This window comes from Kibdelosporangium persicum (genome assembly GCF_013280595.1).
Taxonomy (GTDB): domain Bacteria; phylum Actinomycetota; class Actinomycetes; order Mycobacteriales; family Pseudonocardiaceae; genus Kibdelosporangium; species Kibdelosporangium persicum.
The window spans coordinates 19662-34816 of sequence record NZ_JAAATY010000046.1; the positions used below are offsets into that span (position 1 = coordinate 19662).

General features: G+C 68.4%; 12 protein-coding genes. 5 read left to right on the top strand and 7 right to left on the bottom strand.

What is annotated here, in order from left to right; genetic code table 11:
- The first annotated feature begins 8 nt into the window (after positions 1-8).
- The 3 genes from GC106_RS43295 to GC106_RS43305 are packed head-to-tail and all read left to right on the top strand — an operon-like array spanning position 9 to position 3534.
- A complete protein-coding gene (locus GC106_RS43295) occupies positions 9-1316 on the top strand; it encodes an aminotransferase-like domain-containing protein (protein ID WP_246368153.1) in 1308 nt (435 codons plus the stop codon).
- Positions 1313-2317 carry an aldo/keto reductase gene (locus tag GC106_RS43300; protein ID WP_312873359.1) on the top strand — a complete coding sequence of 335 codons (1005 nt, stop codon included), beginning with the start codon at positions 1313-1315 and terminating at the stop codon, positions 2315-2317. The genes GC106_RS43295 and GC106_RS43300 overlap by 4 nt, the downstream gene beginning before the upstream one ends.
- A gap of 26 nt (positions 2318-2343) precedes the next feature.
- Entirely contained in the window at positions 2344-3534 is a 1191-nt protein-coding gene (locus tag GC106_RS43305; protein ID WP_173142024.1) for a DUF711 family protein, read from the top strand.
- 87 nt (positions 3535-3621) lie between these two features.
- On the opposite strand, the gene GC106_RS43310 is transcribed toward GC106_RS43305, so the two are convergent.
- Positions 3622-4836: an FAD-dependent monooxygenase gene (locus tag GC106_RS43310; RefSeq protein WP_173142025.1), complete on the bottom strand. Its 1215-nt coding sequence runs from the start codon at positions 4834-4836 to the stop codon at positions 3622-3624.
- Positions 4837-4901: 65 nt separating this feature from the next.
- Positions 4902-5861 (bottom strand): quinone oxidoreductase family protein, encoded by a 960-nt coding sequence (locus tag GC106_RS47255; RefSeq protein ID WP_217281678.1) that lies wholly within the window; start codon positions 5859-5861, stop codon positions 4902-4904.
- Positions 5862-5925: 64 nt separating this feature from the next.
- On the opposite strand from GC106_RS47255, the gene GC106_RS43325 reads away from it, so the two are divergent.
- Positions 5926-6564, top strand: a complete 639-nt coding sequence (locus tag GC106_RS43325) for a TetR/AcrR family transcriptional regulator C-terminal domain-containing protein (RefSeq protein ID WP_173142027.1) — start codon at positions 5926-5928, stop codon at positions 6562-6564.
- Between the two features lie 114 nt (positions 6565-6678).
- On the opposite strand, the gene GC106_RS43330 is transcribed toward GC106_RS43325, so the two are convergent.
- Genes GC106_RS43330 through GC106_RS43345 form a run of 4 tightly spaced genes read right to left on the bottom strand, consistent with a single transcriptional unit; the run spans position 6679 to position 12524 of the window.
- Positions 6679-9018 (bottom strand): penicillin acylase family protein, encoded by a 2340-nt coding sequence (locus tag GC106_RS43330; protein ID WP_173142028.1) that lies wholly within the window; start codon positions 9016-9018, stop codon positions 6679-6681.
- The gene (gene rfbA / locus GC106_RS43335; RefSeq protein WP_173142029.1) at positions 9015-9890 is read right to left on the bottom strand and encodes a glucose-1-phosphate thymidylyltransferase RfbA; all 876 of its coding nucleotides are present in this window, start codon (positions 9888-9890) and stop codon (positions 9015-9017) included. Before rfbA ends, GC106_RS43330 begins: the two co-directional genes overlap by 4 nt.
- Positions 9887-11335 (bottom strand): NDP-hexose 2,3-dehydratase family protein, encoded by a 1449-nt coding sequence (locus tag GC106_RS43340; protein WP_173142030.1) that lies wholly within the window; start codon positions 11333-11335, stop codon positions 9887-9889. Before GC106_RS43340 ends, rfbA begins: the two co-directional genes overlap by 4 nt.
- A 16-nt stretch (positions 11336-11351) precedes the next feature.
- Positions 11352-12524: a DegT/DnrJ/EryC1/StrS family aminotransferase gene (locus tag GC106_RS43345; protein WP_173142031.1), complete on the bottom strand. Its 1173-nt coding sequence runs from the start codon at positions 12522-12524 to the stop codon at positions 11352-11354.
- A 192-nt stretch (positions 12525-12716) separates the two neighbouring features.
- Between GC106_RS43345 and GC106_RS43350 the strand changes: the two genes are divergently transcribed.
- On the top strand, positions 12717-13616 hold the full coding sequence (locus GC106_RS43350) for an aldo/keto reductase (protein WP_173142032.1): 900 nt from the start codon (positions 12717-12719) through the stop codon (positions 13614-13616).
- Positions 13617-13647: 31 nt separating this feature from the next.
- Here GC106_RS43350 and GC106_RS43355 read toward each other — a convergent pair whose 3' ends face one another.
- Positions 13648-14910, bottom strand: a complete 1263-nt coding sequence (locus GC106_RS43355) for an activator-dependent family glycosyltransferase (RefSeq protein WP_173142033.1) — start codon at positions 14908-14910, stop codon at positions 13648-13650.
- Between the last annotated feature and the right edge of the window lie 245 nt (positions 14911-15155).

Sequence of the window (15155 nt, forward strand, 5' to 3'; positions counted from 1 at the left end):
GGGCGACCATGACGACGACCACGGCGGGCCGCGTGCCGATGAGCACGGCGGACCTGCACGCGGCGGTAGCCGATCCCGTGCTGTCCTCGATGAACTTCCTCAACGAGGTGATGGACCGCTACCCGGACGCCATCTCGATGGCGCCGGGCGCACCGCACGAGAGCTTCTTCGCCGACATGGACATCGGGCGCTACGTCGGCGCCTTCAGCCGTCATCTGGAAAGCCGGGGACTCGGCGAGGCGGCCATCCGGCGGGTGCTCTACCAGTACGGTCCCAGCCGGGGACAGATCAACGACATCATCGCCGAGGCACTGCGCCGCGACGAAGGCCTCGACGTGCGGCCGGAATCGCTCGTGATCACGGTCGGCGCGCAGGAGGCCATCTTCCTCACCTTGCGCGTTCTGCACCGCGAACCCGGGGACGCGATCGCGGTCGTCGACCCCTGCTATCCCGGGGTGCTCGGCGCGGCGCGACTGCTCGATATTCCCGTCGTTCCCGTTGCCGGGACAGCGGACGGGTTCGATCTCGACCAGCTCAGGCAGGTAGGTGTGGCGTACCGCCAACGTGGCCGCAGAGTGCGCACGCTCTATGTCGCGCCCGACTTCGCCAACCCGGGCGGGGCGCGTATTCCGTTGCCTGCCAGGCGAATGCTGCTCGACGAGGCGGACCGGCTCGACCTGACGATCATCGAGGACAACACCTACGGCTTCACCGCCGCCGCGGACGACCGGTTGCCTTCGTTGAAGTCGTTGGACGAACGCGGCCGGGTCGTGCACGTCGGCACGTTCGCCAAGATCTGCCTGCCGGGCGCCAGAGTCGGCTATCTCATCGCCGACCAGCAGGTGCACGGCACCACCACCGCGCACCTGCTGGCCGACGACATCACGTCGGCCAAAAGCATGATCACGGTCAACACGTCCCCGATCAGCCAGGCGCTCATCGCGGGCATGCTGCTGGAGCACGGCGGTTCCCTGTTGTCCGTCGCGTCGGCGAAAGCCCGGCTGTACCGCCGGAATCTCACTGTGCTGCTGGAAAGCATGGACCGGCACATCGACCGGTCCACCGGGATCTCCTGGAACGAGCCGGACGGCGGGTTCTTTGTCAGGCTGCGGCTGCCGGTGCCGGTCGACGACGCGTTGCTCGAACGCTGTGCACGCGGTTACGGCGTGATCTGGACGCCCATGCGGCATTTTCACCTCGGCACAGGTGGTGACAATCAACTGCGGTTGTCCTGCAGCAGTCTGAGCGAGGCTCAGATAGAGGAAGGCGTGCTCCGCCTGGCCGGGTTCCTGCGAGATGTCACGGAGGAGCGGTGATCGAATCCACCAGCACCATGCGCTACCGGCGATTCGGCCGGCTCGGCTGGCAGGTGAGCGAGGTCGGCTACGGCATGTGGGGCATCGCGGGCGGTACGGGCGGGTGGACCGGTGCGGACGACGTCACCGGTATGCAGGCCCTGCACCGAGCGGTCGACCTGGGCTGTACTTTCTACGACACGGCATGGATTTACGGGCGCGGCCACAGCGAGCACATGCTCGGCGAGGTGCTGCGGGCCCACCCCGGCCGGCGGCTCTACGCGGCGACGAAGATCCCGCCGAAGGACCGTGCCTGGCCGTCGACCCGCGATTCCCGGCTGCGGGACGTCTTTCCAGCCGACCACATCGTCGAGTACACCCACAAAAGTCTTGCGGGGCTTGGTGTCGATCGGATCGACCTGCTGCAGTTCCATGTCTGGGAGGACTCCTGGGCACAGGACGAGAGCTGGCAGCGCGCGGTCACTGACCTGAAGGACCAGGGACTGGTCGAGGGCGTCGGGATCAGCGTGAACCGGTGGGAGCCGTGGAACGTGCTCACCACCCTCGAAACCGGCCTGATCGACGCGGTCCAGGTGATCTACAACATCTTCGACCAGGCTCCCGAGGACGAACTGCTGCCGCGGTGCGCGGAGCTGGACATCGCGGTGATCGCCAGGGTCCCGTTCGACGAGGGGACGCTCACCGGCACGCTGACCGCCGAGTCGGCCTGGCCGCCGGACGACTGGCGCAGCAGTTATTTCGTACCGGAGAACCTGATCCCGGCGGTCGCCCGCGCGGACCGGCTGCGCGAGATCGTCCCCGCGGACATGACCATGCCGGAGCTGGCCTTGCGGTTCATCCTCGCCAACCCGCACATCACCACGGTGATTCCCGGCATGCGGTCGGTGCGGCACGTCGAGGCCAACACCGCGGTGTCCGGCCGGGCGGCGCTGCCGCCTGAGCTGATGGACCGGCTGCGGGAGCACCGATGGGACAGGAAGCCGACGGCGTGGTCCCAATAGGACACGAACACCTGGGGAGAACGACCATGGATCTCGGGACGAACGACCCGGTGAGTCCGCCGAGGCGACCGCCCATCCGAACCCTGACCTTCGGCATCGCGGACGTCCATCCCATCGCACCTGAGGTCTTCGACCAGACGGCACAGCTGGCGAAGCGGATGGAACAGTCCTGTCAGGATGCCGGGTACGAAGTGCAGACCCTGCGCCTGTCCACCCGTCCGATCTTCGAGGATCTGACCGGGGACATCGTCGCGTACGCTCGTGCACTGTCCACTCTGCTCACTGACCTCGGGCTTCCGCTCTGTTCCGTCGGACCGGCTCCGGCCGCGGACCCGCGGTTCCCGCTCGAGCGTCTGGACGTGCTCGGCGACATGCTGATCGAAGCGAACGTGTTGACCAGCGGTGTCCAACTCGCCACGGCGGAGCACGGCATCCGGGTCGACGCGGCCCTGCCCGCGGCCCGGATCATGCGGCGGCTGGCCATGGAGACCAAGGAAGGCCTTGGCAACTTCCGCTTCGCCGCGCTCGCCTGCGTCGAGCCAGGCGGCCCGTTCTTCCCGGCGAGCTACCACACCGGCCCCGCGGCCGTCACGATCGGCCTGCAGGGAGCCGGAATCGTGGCCGAGGCCCTGGCTGACGTGCGGGCGGTCGACCCGCCGTCGATCACGCGGCATGTCCGTGCGGCCCTGATCGAGCACGCCACCCCGATCGTCGGGCTGGCCCAGCGCCTGGCCGGCGAACTGGGCGTGCGTTTCGGCGGGATCGACCTGTCCCCCGCTCCCGCCGGGGACGACAGCATCGCGGCGGCCGTGGAACAGTGCGGCCACGGCCCGATCGGCTCGCCGGGCAGCCTGTCGATAGCCGCGGCGTTGACCGAAGCCTTACGCACCACCGGTTTGCCGACCACCGGCTACACGGGACTGATGCTGCCCGTCTGCGAGGACAAGGTTCTGGCCGACCGCTGGGCCGACGGCCATCTCAGCGTTCACCAACTGCTTTGTCTGTCCGCGGTGTGCGGGACGGGATTGGACACCGTGCCGTTGCCCGGTGACACCTCGCCCGAACAGATCGCGCACATTCTCCTCGACGTGGCATCACTCGCCTATCGTCTGCGCAAACCGTTGTCGGCCCGCCTGTTCCCCGTTCCCGGCGCGCGGCCAGGCGACAGAACCAGCTTCAGCTCGCCGTATTTGGTCAACACCACCGTCAGACCGTAGATCACGTCGGCACGAGCCCGGCGGCCACGATGATGCCCGCGGCACCCCACACCGCGACCTCACGCCTCGTCATCATGGCGATCGTCGTCACCGCCTTGTGCCGGACAAGGCCGGAGCCGGAGGCGCGGCGGCCTCCGTCGCCACCTGGCGGCGACGGACCTTGCGGAGCACGTCGAGGGCGACCGAGCGCAGCACCGCGGCCCTACGGCTGGACGGGACGAACATCTGCTGCTTGAGCCGCGCGGCGCGCTGATGCTTGGTGATGAAGGGACGCAGCCCGGTTTCCCAAGCGTCCAGAGCGGCGTCGAGGTCGTCGGGATGCTCCCGCAGCGCCGTGCCCAGTGCGGCGCCGCCGCGCAGCGCGGACGTGGCGCCCATGCCCGAGTAGAGGTTCATGCACCACGCCGCATCCCCCACCAGCACGACCCGCCGCGTGCTCCACCGCGGCATCTTCACCTGGTGCACCGAGTCGAACAGAAGCTCAGGAGCCTGCTCCAGGGAGTCCAGCACATAGCGCGTCACGGGGCTGTCCATCCCGGAGAAGACCGAGCGCAGCCGCTCGACCGGTGACCCGGCGAACTGTTCCTGGATGTCCTTGGTGCGGTAGGTCAGCAGCGCTGTGGGGGCGTGATCAGCGAACCCGAACACCCACACCGCACGCTTGGAGCGCGTTTCGATGATGCTGTCGCTCGCCTCGTAGGACGGCACCTGCTCCGGCAGCTGGAAGGCGCAGATCATCGCGTTCCATTTCGTCAGGTAGTCCTCGTGCGGACCGAACACGATCCGGCGCACACTCGAGCGCATCCCGTCCGCACCGACGACCAGGTCGAAGTTCTCGCGGTACCGCGCGCCGGTGCCGGCGTTCTCCAGCAGCACTCGCACCTCGGCAGCACCTTCGGTGATCGCGACCGGAGTGGTGGCGAACCGCACTTCGATACCGTCGTCGACGCCATCACCGGCCATGCCCTGCCACAGCGCGGACTCGATGTCGCCGCGCAGCACCGCCGCCGGCCTGCCGGGCTGGTCCAGGAATCCCAGAGCCGGCTTGCGGGCGCCCCGGCGATTCAGCGACCAGGTGTTCCCGCCCGGTTCCGACTCCGGGTTACGGGTGTGCAGGTGGCCGGCGATGCCCAGGTCGGCCGTGGCCTGCCGGCCCTGCGGGAACAGCCCGACGAAGTAGCCACCCGCGCGGCGCCCTGCCGCCCGCTCGATGATCACCGGCGTCCATCCCGCCTGACGCAGCCCGATCGCCGCGGACATCCCCGCGATCCCGAGCCCGACCACCAACGCCCTCTTCCGCATGATTTTCCGCCTTTCCAAGCACGACGAACCGACGAGAAACGACAACCACCCGACTGATCCGCGGGTCAGTCCGGCACGACGACGGCCCGGCTGCGCCCGGTGTGCGCCCACGCCTCATCGACCCGGCTCAGGGGGTACGCGGTGTAGGGCACGTGCAGGGAACCGTCGGCGAACCGGGTCATGACCTCGGGCGCCTCGGCGAGCATCTGTTCGGCCGACACCGAGCCGATGCCGCTCCCGCTCAACCGAATCCGCCTACTGCGCAGCAGCTCCGCGGGCAGCGACGCCTCCAGACCCGCGAGTGAGCCGATCTGCACGTAGGCTGTGTCGGCCTCGGTGTCCTCGCCGCCCCGGCCCAGGACCGCGAAGGCGGCCTCGGCGACCGGCCCCCACAGGTAGTCCAGTACGAGGCTGGGCGACGTCTCGGCGACAGCGCCGGCCAGAGCCTGCTCCAGGGCGTCCGGCCCGTTCTGGACCAGCGACACGGTCGTCGTTCCCCTACCGCGCAGCCGCTCCAGCGCCTCCGGATCACGCCCGGCGGCGATGACGCGTTCCGCCCCGAGCGCCAGCGCCCCCTGCACCGCCAGGCTGCCCGACATCCCGGTCGCCCCCAGCACCAGCACGGTGCCCAGCGCGCCCACTTCCTTGCGCCGCGAGGTGAGAACCATCCAGCCCGACAGGCCGGGGTTCATGCCCGCGGCGATCGCGAGCGGATCGGCCCCCGCCGGCACCTCCGCCTGGAACGGCGCGATCAGCCGCTCGGCCATCGTCCCGAACGGCGGACGCGCATAACCGGTATAGACGAGGCGCCCGTCACCGGTGCGGGCGACCGCATCGATCCCCGGCACCAGCGGATACCGCATCCGGCCGCCGCTGTAGTGCTGGCTGGAGGCCAGCCCACGCACGATGTTGTGCAGACCAGCTCCGATCAGGTGCAGCGGCTCGCGACCGGGCGGGACGGCCGGTTCGGGGACGTCACCACAGACGGGTGGCGTATTGGCGGCGGTGATGACTGCGGCACGCATTCCAACTCCTTAACAAAGTTAAATCCTGTGGCCAGTGTGCCTGAACGGCGTTAAGGTGTCAATCATGACCAAGGGCATTACCCGGGAACGGATCGTGACGGCAGCGCTCGAGCTGCTCGACGAGAAGGGCATGGACGCCTTGACCGTCCGCGCGCTCGCCGCCCGGCTCGACGTCCGCGCTCCCGCCCTGTACTGGCACGTGCGCAACAAGCAGGAGCTGCTCGACGAGATCGCCACCGAGGTCATGCGCCGGGTCGCCACCACCCTCGCGGCGATCCCGCCCGGCGCCGACTGGCGCGACGACCTCGCCGCCTACGCCCACGTCCTGCGCTCGGAGTACCTGCTCCACCGCGACGGGGCCCGGATCTTCAGCGGCACGCGGATCACCGACCCCGCCGTGGTCCACATGAAGGAGCCGTGGTTCGAACGTTGGCTCGCCTTCGGCTGGAAGCCCGCCGACGCCGATGACGCCGTGGACGTGGTCACCGCGTTTGTCGTCGGCTTCGTGATCGAAGAACAAGAACGACGTCAGGCCGCGGAGACCGATCCGACGCGGTTCTCGGTCGCCGAGCGCGAGGCCTGGCTGGGGGAAGGCGCGTCACTCGTCAAGGAGGCCGCGCACGTATACGACGAGGGCGACCAGCGGTTCGAACGGCATCTCGGCATCGTTCTGGACGGGCTCGCGGCCCGGCTGGGCCGGTGAGACGCCCGGGCCAGTGCTGGCGTCCCCGCCCGCACTGGCCCGGAAAACCCGGACCGGCTCCGCGGGTTCGTCCCGGCTCGCGATCGCCGCTGCCACAACGAACCCACGGCCACCTCACAACGGTCTCAGGACAACCTTCTCGGACGCGCTGGCCGTGACCGCAGACCTGCTGTACGCCAACGGGAAATACGAACCCGACTGCCACTTCGCCGCGAGGTCACGGTAGTGCGGGCTGGCCGGATCACCGGACTGGCCGGGCGCGTTGACCGCCTGCGACGCGTCCCAGTCGCCGACGTCCATCATCAGCCGGACGCTCGCCCCGCCCGCGGACTCGAAGGTCAGCGGGTGGAAGAACGACAGGTTGACGGTGTTCCAGGAGCCGCCCCGCCGCAACGGCCCGACATCGGTGCCCGGCACCAGGCCCGAGGCAGGATGGGCGAACGTGGCCGAGTGCAAGTCGCCCCACTGCCACTTCGCCGGGTCCGGTCCGAGCATGCCCACGACGTCGTCATAGGCCTGCGCCAGGGTACGAAGCAGCAGCTCGTCCCGTTGGCCCGATCTGAACCACCTGTCCGGGTTCTCCAGCGCTTCCAGCATCACGGTGTAGTCCGGCACACCGAACGGGATCGCCTCGGCCGCTTCCGGGGGCAGGACGGCGTACACGAACCCGACCCCGAGGTACCGGGTGAACCACGTCTCGAACAGCGCGGCCTGCGCCGAACCCGCGTGTTCGTCCGCGTTCCATCCCCGCAGCAGCCGTAACGCCTTGGCGGCGCTGGGATTCTCACTGGACAACGGTTCGAGCAGACCGACGATCCGCCTTGCGGTCAACGAGACCTGATCGTTCTGCAAAGCCGTCGACTGCGCCGGTGAGGTGCGGGGCCGACTGGCCAGCACCTCGGTGATCCGTTCGAACCGGGCCGGACCGGCCCACTCGAAGCCCAGATTGGCCTGGTGGCCGGCGGGCACGTTGTACTGGTTCGCGCTGGCGAAGAACCCGGCTTCGGGGTTACGAACCCGTGGCATCTCGGCCGGTGTGTGGAAACCGTCCCATTCGTACCGCCCGTCCCCGGGCACCGGGAGCAGACCGTCATGCGCGGGCCGTCGTGGCGCCAACCCCACCATGGTCCAGCCGATGTCGCCGTTGACGTCGGCGTACACCTGGTTCAACGCGGGCGAGCCCCAGCCGTTCAGTGCCGTGTCGAAGTCTTTGACTGTCTTGCTGCGCAGGTGTTTCATACTGCCGAAGTACGGGGATGTGCCCGGGTCCGTCCACACTGTACGCACGGCGTACGCACGGTTTCCGTCCACCTTGATCACGGGTCCGTGCCGGGTGTACCGAAGCTCGACGGTACGCGACTGCCCGTCGCGCACCGGGACCTGTTCGGTCGTGACCGTCATCCGTTCCCATCCCGAGCCGTACCTGTACCGGTCCGGATCGGCGGGGTCCAGCTCGTAGACGTATAAGTCCTCCTGGTCCACCCCGGCGATCGTCAACCCGAAGGCCACCGAGCCGTTGTGTCCCAACGACACACCCGGCGCGGAAGGTTCACCCGCGCCGATCACGTCGACGCCGGGCGCGGACAGGTGGACGAGGTAGCGCAACGATGGTGCCGTCAGCTCCCGGTGCGGGTCATTGGCCACCATCGGCCTGCCGGTGGTGGTCCGGGACCCGCCGATCGCCCAGTTGTTGCTGCCCTGCGGAGCCCGGGACCGCGGCTCGAAGACGGGTTGCCCACCAGGGAACGACACACCTCCTACGGCGAGGTCGTAGACGTTCAGCACATCGTCACCCAACGAACAGGGATCGAAGCCGTCGGGGACGTCCGGTTTCCGGTCCGGTGACAGCCTCGCCCTGACCTTGTCGTGCTCCACATCGGACACACAGGCCATCACGGACCGGGCCACTTCACTGTGGACGTTCCGGGTCGGCCCGTGGCTACGAATCCGGACCACGTCCTCGGCCGTCCATCGGGCCGGGCGGTGGCCCAGACGTTGGAACTCCACCGGTAACGCGGCGGGATTCAGGTTCAGATAGGTGATGTACGCGTTGACGCCCTGAGCGAACCGCGTCGCGGCCTCCTTTGCCTCCGGGCCGTAGGAGTTCCATTCCACGTCCATGTCACCGCGGTAGAGGAACAACCTCGCCGCCCTGTCCTGCTCCACGAAGGACGGCCCGAACGCCTCACTGAGTCTACCGAGTCCCCGCCGTAACCACAGGTCCATCTGGAACATCCGGTCCCGGGCGGCGTTGAACCCCTGGGCCAGGAAGAGATCGCTGGTGTTGCTCGCGTAGATGTGCGGCACGCCCCACTTGTCGACCACGAGCTCCACCGGCCCGGACAGACCCGCCAGGCCGAAGGACGCGGTCCGCGGCGCCGCGGACACCGGAGCGGTCAGCGAACCCGATAACACCAACACCACAACTGCCGCGACGCTACGCCGGAACTTCATGACCGAAACTCCCGAGCCGTGGCCATGACGTACCTGCCGTACGGGGATTTCGACAGCCTGTCACCCAGCCGGTAGCACTGCTCGGCGTCGATGAATCCCATCCGCAGGGCGACTTCCTCCAGGCACGCGACCCGCACACCTTGCCGCTGCTCGATGGTCTGCATGTAGTGCCCGGCCTGCAGCAGCGAATCCGGCGTGCCCGCGTCCAGCCAGGCGAAGCCACGGCCGAGCTGGACCAGCCGTGCGGCCTGCCGCTCCAGGTAGACCTGGTTGACGTCGGTGATCTCCAGTTCGCCGCGGGCGGAGGGCCGCAGGTTCTTGGCGATGTCCACCACGTCGCTGTCGTACAGGTACAGGCCGGTGATCGCGGTGTTGGACCGTGGCCGTGCCGGTTTCTCGGTGATCGAGATCAGCCGCCCGGCCTCGTCGGTCTCACCGATGCCGTACCGCTCCGGATCACTCACCGGGTAGCCGAACAGCACGCAGCCGTCGAGACATTCGACGGCGTCCCGCAGGACGGCGTGGAAGGCGTTGCCGTGAAAGAGGTTGTCGCCGAGGATCAAGGCCACGTCGTCGGAGGCGATGTGGTCGGCCCCGATCACGAACGCCTCGGCGATACCGTTCGGCTCGGGCTGTTCGGCGTAGTCGATCCGCACGCCGAACTGGCTGCCGTCACCGAGCAGCCGCCGGAACGCCGGAACGTCCACCGGCGCGCAGATGACCAGGATGTCCCGGATGCCCGCGAGCATCAGCACGGACAACGGGTAGTAGATCATCGGCTTGTCGCCCACCGGAAGCAGGTGTTTGGACACCGCCAGCGTGATCGGATGCAGCCGGGTACCAGAGCCTCCCGCCAGAATGATCCCCTTCATGCATGTCCTTCCCCCAGCAAACTGTGCAGGCACGCGATCAGGCTGCGGGCCTGCACGTTCACGTAGTAACTGTGCCGCAACAACTCCACCAGCTGCCCCACCGACAGCCAGCGGTACTCCTCGGACTCCGTGACGGTCCCGGCATCGACCTCCACCACGATGTACCTGTTCCGCGCGTGGTAGAATCGTCCGCCCTCCTCGGAAAGCACTGTGTCGAACCGGACTTGGCCGGCGGGGGCGGTCAGGATCCGGTCCAGGTACTCCGGTTTCGCTTCCGCCGGCAGGTACTCGTAGTTCTCCGGGGTGCACTGCACGGTCGGCGCCAGTTCGACCACGTCCACGTATCCCGGCTCGATATGGGCGTGCATCAAGGCGTGCACCACGCCGTCGATCCGGGTCACCAGCAGACCGATCACCCCGATGCCCACCGGGCGGATCATCGGCTGCGCCCAGTGCGTCACCTCCCGTCTCCCGGCGCGCACCTCGACACCGATGACGTGGAAGAAGTATCCGCTCTCGTGGAAGATCCGCCCGTCGGCCCGCACCCATCCATCGAGATCCCGCAGCGGCACGCTTGTCAGCCGAGCGCTCGTGCGCGCCCGGCGATCGGTGATCCAGTGCAGGATGTCACTCATGGAGTGCACGCCGGCGCCCGGAGCGGCCGAGCGGATCAGCCCGGTACGGAAGTCATCGGCCGGCCCGGTGAACACCGCGGTCAGGTCGACGCCCGCGAAAGGCAAGCACGACAACACAGTCCGCGTGTCCATGTTGACCACGTCCGTCATCGCCAGCAGCCGGTGCACCTGCCCGAGCGTGACCCACCGGAAGCCTTCGAGGACCTCGACATCATCCGTGACCTCGACGACCATGTTGCGGTTGCGTTTCTGGTAGAACCACGCGCCCTGCTCTGACTGCCGGACGTCGGTCAGGACACGATGCCGTCGCGCGTCGAGGAAGAAGTCCAGGTAGGGCACTGCGGAGCCGCCGTGCACCCGGGTATAGTTGCTCCTGGTGGCCTGCACGGTCGGCGAGATCTGCACCCCGTTGCGGTTGCCCGGTTCCGCCTTGGCCTGCACGAGGAAGTGCGGTACGCCGTCGAACTGTTTGGCCAGCAGCCCGAGGACACCGACCTCGGGCTGCTTGATGATCGGCTGTGTCCAGCGCGGGATCACCCTGCCCGGCAGGTCGACCGCGATGCCTTCGAGCCCGAAGAACCCGCCGGACTCGTGGGCGATGTTGCCGGTGGCCTGGTCGATCCGCCACTTCGCCATGTGCTCGAGCGGGATCTGCCTGGCGGTGGCGTGGTTCCGTTCGCCGCTGGCGGACAACCAGTCGAAAAGGTCGCGCAGTTCGGCGACCCCGCCGTCACCCGCGAGCACCGACAGGGCGATCCGCTCGGCGTCGGACACCTCGGCACTGGCCGGCCAGTCGGAGACTTCGGTCATGTCGGTCTCCCGGAGCTCATCGCCGCAGCGCGGTGGCGACCTTGCGCACGGCCTCGGCCACGTCGGCGACGTCGTCATCCTGTTCGGTCGCGGGCAACGCCACCGTGAGCAGCCTGCTGGACAGCGATTCGGCCACCGGGCACGCGGCGAGCCTGCCGCTCGACAGCACCGGCTGCTTGTGCAGCGCGACCGGGTAGCGCGGAGCCGCGGGCACCCCTTCCGCGGCCAGCGCACGCATGAACCCCCGCACGTCCACAGTGAACTGCTCTGGATCGACTGCGATGACGAACTTCCAGAACACGTGCCGGGCACCCGGACGCACGACGGGCGGAGTGATCCCCGCGATCCCGTCAAGTGCCTCGATCAGTTTCCTGGCATTGCGCCTGCGGACCGCGAGCATCTCCGGCAACCGGGACAGCTGCGAACGTCCCATCGCGGACTGCGGCCCGGTGAGCCGGTAGTTGTAGCCCAGCACCGGGTGGTGGAAGTCCCGCGAGCCCGGGATCTGCCGCAGTCCATGGGAACGCAGGAGGTTCGCGGCCTCGGCGATGGCGGGATCGGCGGTCAGCAGCGCTCCGCCCTCGCCACCGGTGGTCATCAGCTTGTCCTGCCAGAAGCTGAACGCCGCCGCGGCACCCAACGCCGCGACCGGGACACCGCCGAGCGCGGCGCCATGCGCCTGGCAGGCGTCGCTCACCACGGGAATGCCGGACGGAAGCCGGTCCACGGGCGCGGGATGGCCGTTGATGTGCACGGCCACGATCGCCTTGGTCCGGCGCGTGACCTCGGCCGCCGCCGCGGCCGGGTCGATGCAGTACGTCGAGTCGTCCACGTCGACGACGACCGGCTTGGCTCCCACCATCAGAACCGGTGTGGCACTGGCGATGAAGGTGTGTGCGGGAACGATCACCTCGTCGCCGGGCCCGACACCGAGCCCGGCCAGGATGGCGTGGATCGCCGCGGTTCCCGAGTTCACCGCGACGGCGTGCGGGACTTCGCCGAACGCCGCCAGTTCCGCCTCGAATCGGTGTGTCTCAGGGTGCTCGGGCCCGCCGAGCCGGCCCGACCGCAACACCGCCGCGGCGGCGGCGACGTCCGCCGCGGTCGGCGGCACCGTGGTCACGATGGGATGGTCACGGACCGGTGCGCCGCCGTCGATGGCCAGCCGGTTCCGCTCAACGGTCGTCACAGATTCCCCCAAAGCGAATTTCGTCCTGCGCACGTATGCCACGGCGCAGCCGGACGCGAATAATCGTACTGAGCGAATTCCCGCCGGCAACCCCCTGTTTTTACCCCCTGAACGACATCCCGTGTAGGGGGTTCACGCATTCCGGCGAGGATTTCACGACGCGGATCATCAGCCGGACAGTAGCGTTGCCCTATGAAGTATTCGACCGTCAACGGCATCTCGACCCCACTGTCGAGGTGCGTACTCGGCACATCCGGAATCCGGACAGCGGACAAACACAGGCTGCTCGATGTGTTCTTCGAGGCGGGCGGCAACTGCATCGACACGGCACGGGCGTACGGCGGTGGCGCCGCCGAGGTGTCGGTCGGCGAGTGGATCCGCCGCAACCAGCCGGAGAACCTTGTGGTGGTGGTGAAAGGTGCCCATCCACCGAACTGCGGACCGGCCGCCGTCAGCACTGAGCTGACCCAGTCGCTCGACGCCCTCGGCATCGAGCGAGCCGATCTCTACATGCTGCACCGCGACAACACCGACGTCCCGGTCGGCGAATTCGTCGACGCGTTGGAAACGGAGGTCGCGGCGGGCAGGATCACCGCGTACGGCGGTTCGAACTGGGGCATGTCCAGGCTCGCCGAAGCACAGCGATACGCCGCGGACAATGGCCGCGCCGGAATGGCGGCGATCAGCAACCATTTCTCGCTGGCCGAGCCCGTCGAACCGCTCTACCCGGGCTGTGAATCGGTACCGCCGGAGCTCGCCGGATATCTCGCCGACCATGGCATCGCATTGTTCCCGTGGTCGTCACAGGCCCGTGGATTCTTCTCCGACGCGCCGTGGGACGGGCTCGATCCCAACGTGTGGCGTTGCTGGGACACCGACGACAACCACATCCGCCGGGAGCGGGCCGCGAAGCTGGCCACGAGCCTCGGCGTCCGGCCGATCAACATCGCCCTGGGTTACGTGCTCGGCCAGCCGTTCGGCACGTTCCCGATCATCGGCCCGCAGACCGAGGAGCAGCTGCGGCTGGCCCTCGACGGCGCCGACCTGGTCCTCGAACCCGCGCAGCTGACGTGGCTGGCGACCGGGATGTGACGGACGGCGAGCGGGAAGTGAGCCCCCGGGCTCACTTCCCGCTCGTCCTGATGTGCCGCGCGGTCAGTTCGACCAACGACGGCACGATCTCGGCGGGGCCTGGTGCGGCCAGGGCATCCCGCCGAATCCGGTCCGCGTTCTGCCGGAAGGACGGTTCGCTGAGCAGCCTGCGGACACCGTCGCGAACGTCGTCGACCGTCACGACGTCGACGTCCACCGCCAAACCCGCGCCCCGGTCCGCCACGTCGTACGCCACGGCCGCTTTGTCCCAGACCTTCGTGTAGACGACCAGCTGTGGCACACCAGCGAGAACCGCGGTGCCGCACGTGGTGGCGCCGCCGTGGTGCACGACGGCCGAACACGTGGGCAACAACGCCTGCAACGGCACGAAATCGATCAGACGCACGTTGTCGGGAACGGGGACCGACTCCAGCTGACGGCGGTCGAGCGTGGCGATCACCTCGACGTCCAGATCCGCCAGCGCCGTCAGCATGTCCGCGATCTCCACCCCGTCACCGCCGAACAACTCGCGTCCGGACAGGCCCAGCGTGAAGCAGACCCGCGGTCGTCCATCGCTCTTGTACACCCACTCCGGCAACGTGGCGGGCCCGTTGAACGGCACGTACCGCACGGGAACATACGTGAGGTCCTCGGGCAGTCGCAGCCGCGACGGCATCGGGTCGATGGTCCACTGACCGGTGACGATCTCCTCGTCGAAGCCGCGGCCGTACCGTTCCAGGACGCCGGAAAGCCACTCAGCCAACGGGTCCGAGCGTTCGCCGTCCGGCCTTGCCTGGTACAGCTCCAGGAAGATCCGGCGCATCCGCACGCCGAAGTCCAGCCCGAAGAGCATCCGGGCGTGCGCGGCCCCCGTCACCCGCGCCGCGACCGGGCCGGAGAAGTTGAGCGGATCCCAGATCACCAGGTCCGGCCGCCACGAGCGGGCGAACCCGACCAGGTCGTCCATGGTCGCGTCGTCCGTGATGGTGTGGAACAGCGCCGAGGTGTACCACTCCCACACCCCGTGCACGTACTCCCAGGTCAGTTTCTCCGGACGTGCCTCGGCGATGTCGTGCCTGATCCCCGCCAGCACCTCGGGTGTCCGCATGAGCGCGGCGATGTCGAGTTCCCTGCCGACCGGCACGGCGGTCAGCCCCGCCGACGTCACCCACTCCACCTCGTCGGGATGACACGACACCCGGACGTCGTGCCCGGCGGACCGCAGTGCCCAGGCCACCGAGACCAGGTTGTAGACATGGGATCGCGCCGAATAGGGCGTGAACAGCACACGCATCGAAGGGCTCGCTTCCTCCTGGCTGCGACGGGTTCTCGCAACGGTAGCCGCCCCGGAGCGGAGTAAACCTTGACTGTTCCTGGACTCCGCAGGTCACCACACCCGACCGGCCGAGGTCTACCCGCCGTGCAGGCTCGTTCGAGACTTAATCAAGCGGTGCTGGCTAGGTTTCACCCTTGCCGTGGCTTGCCCGTCCGATGTCGGTGCCCATTCGACATCCGCGCCCAGGCCCTGCTTTCCCGACA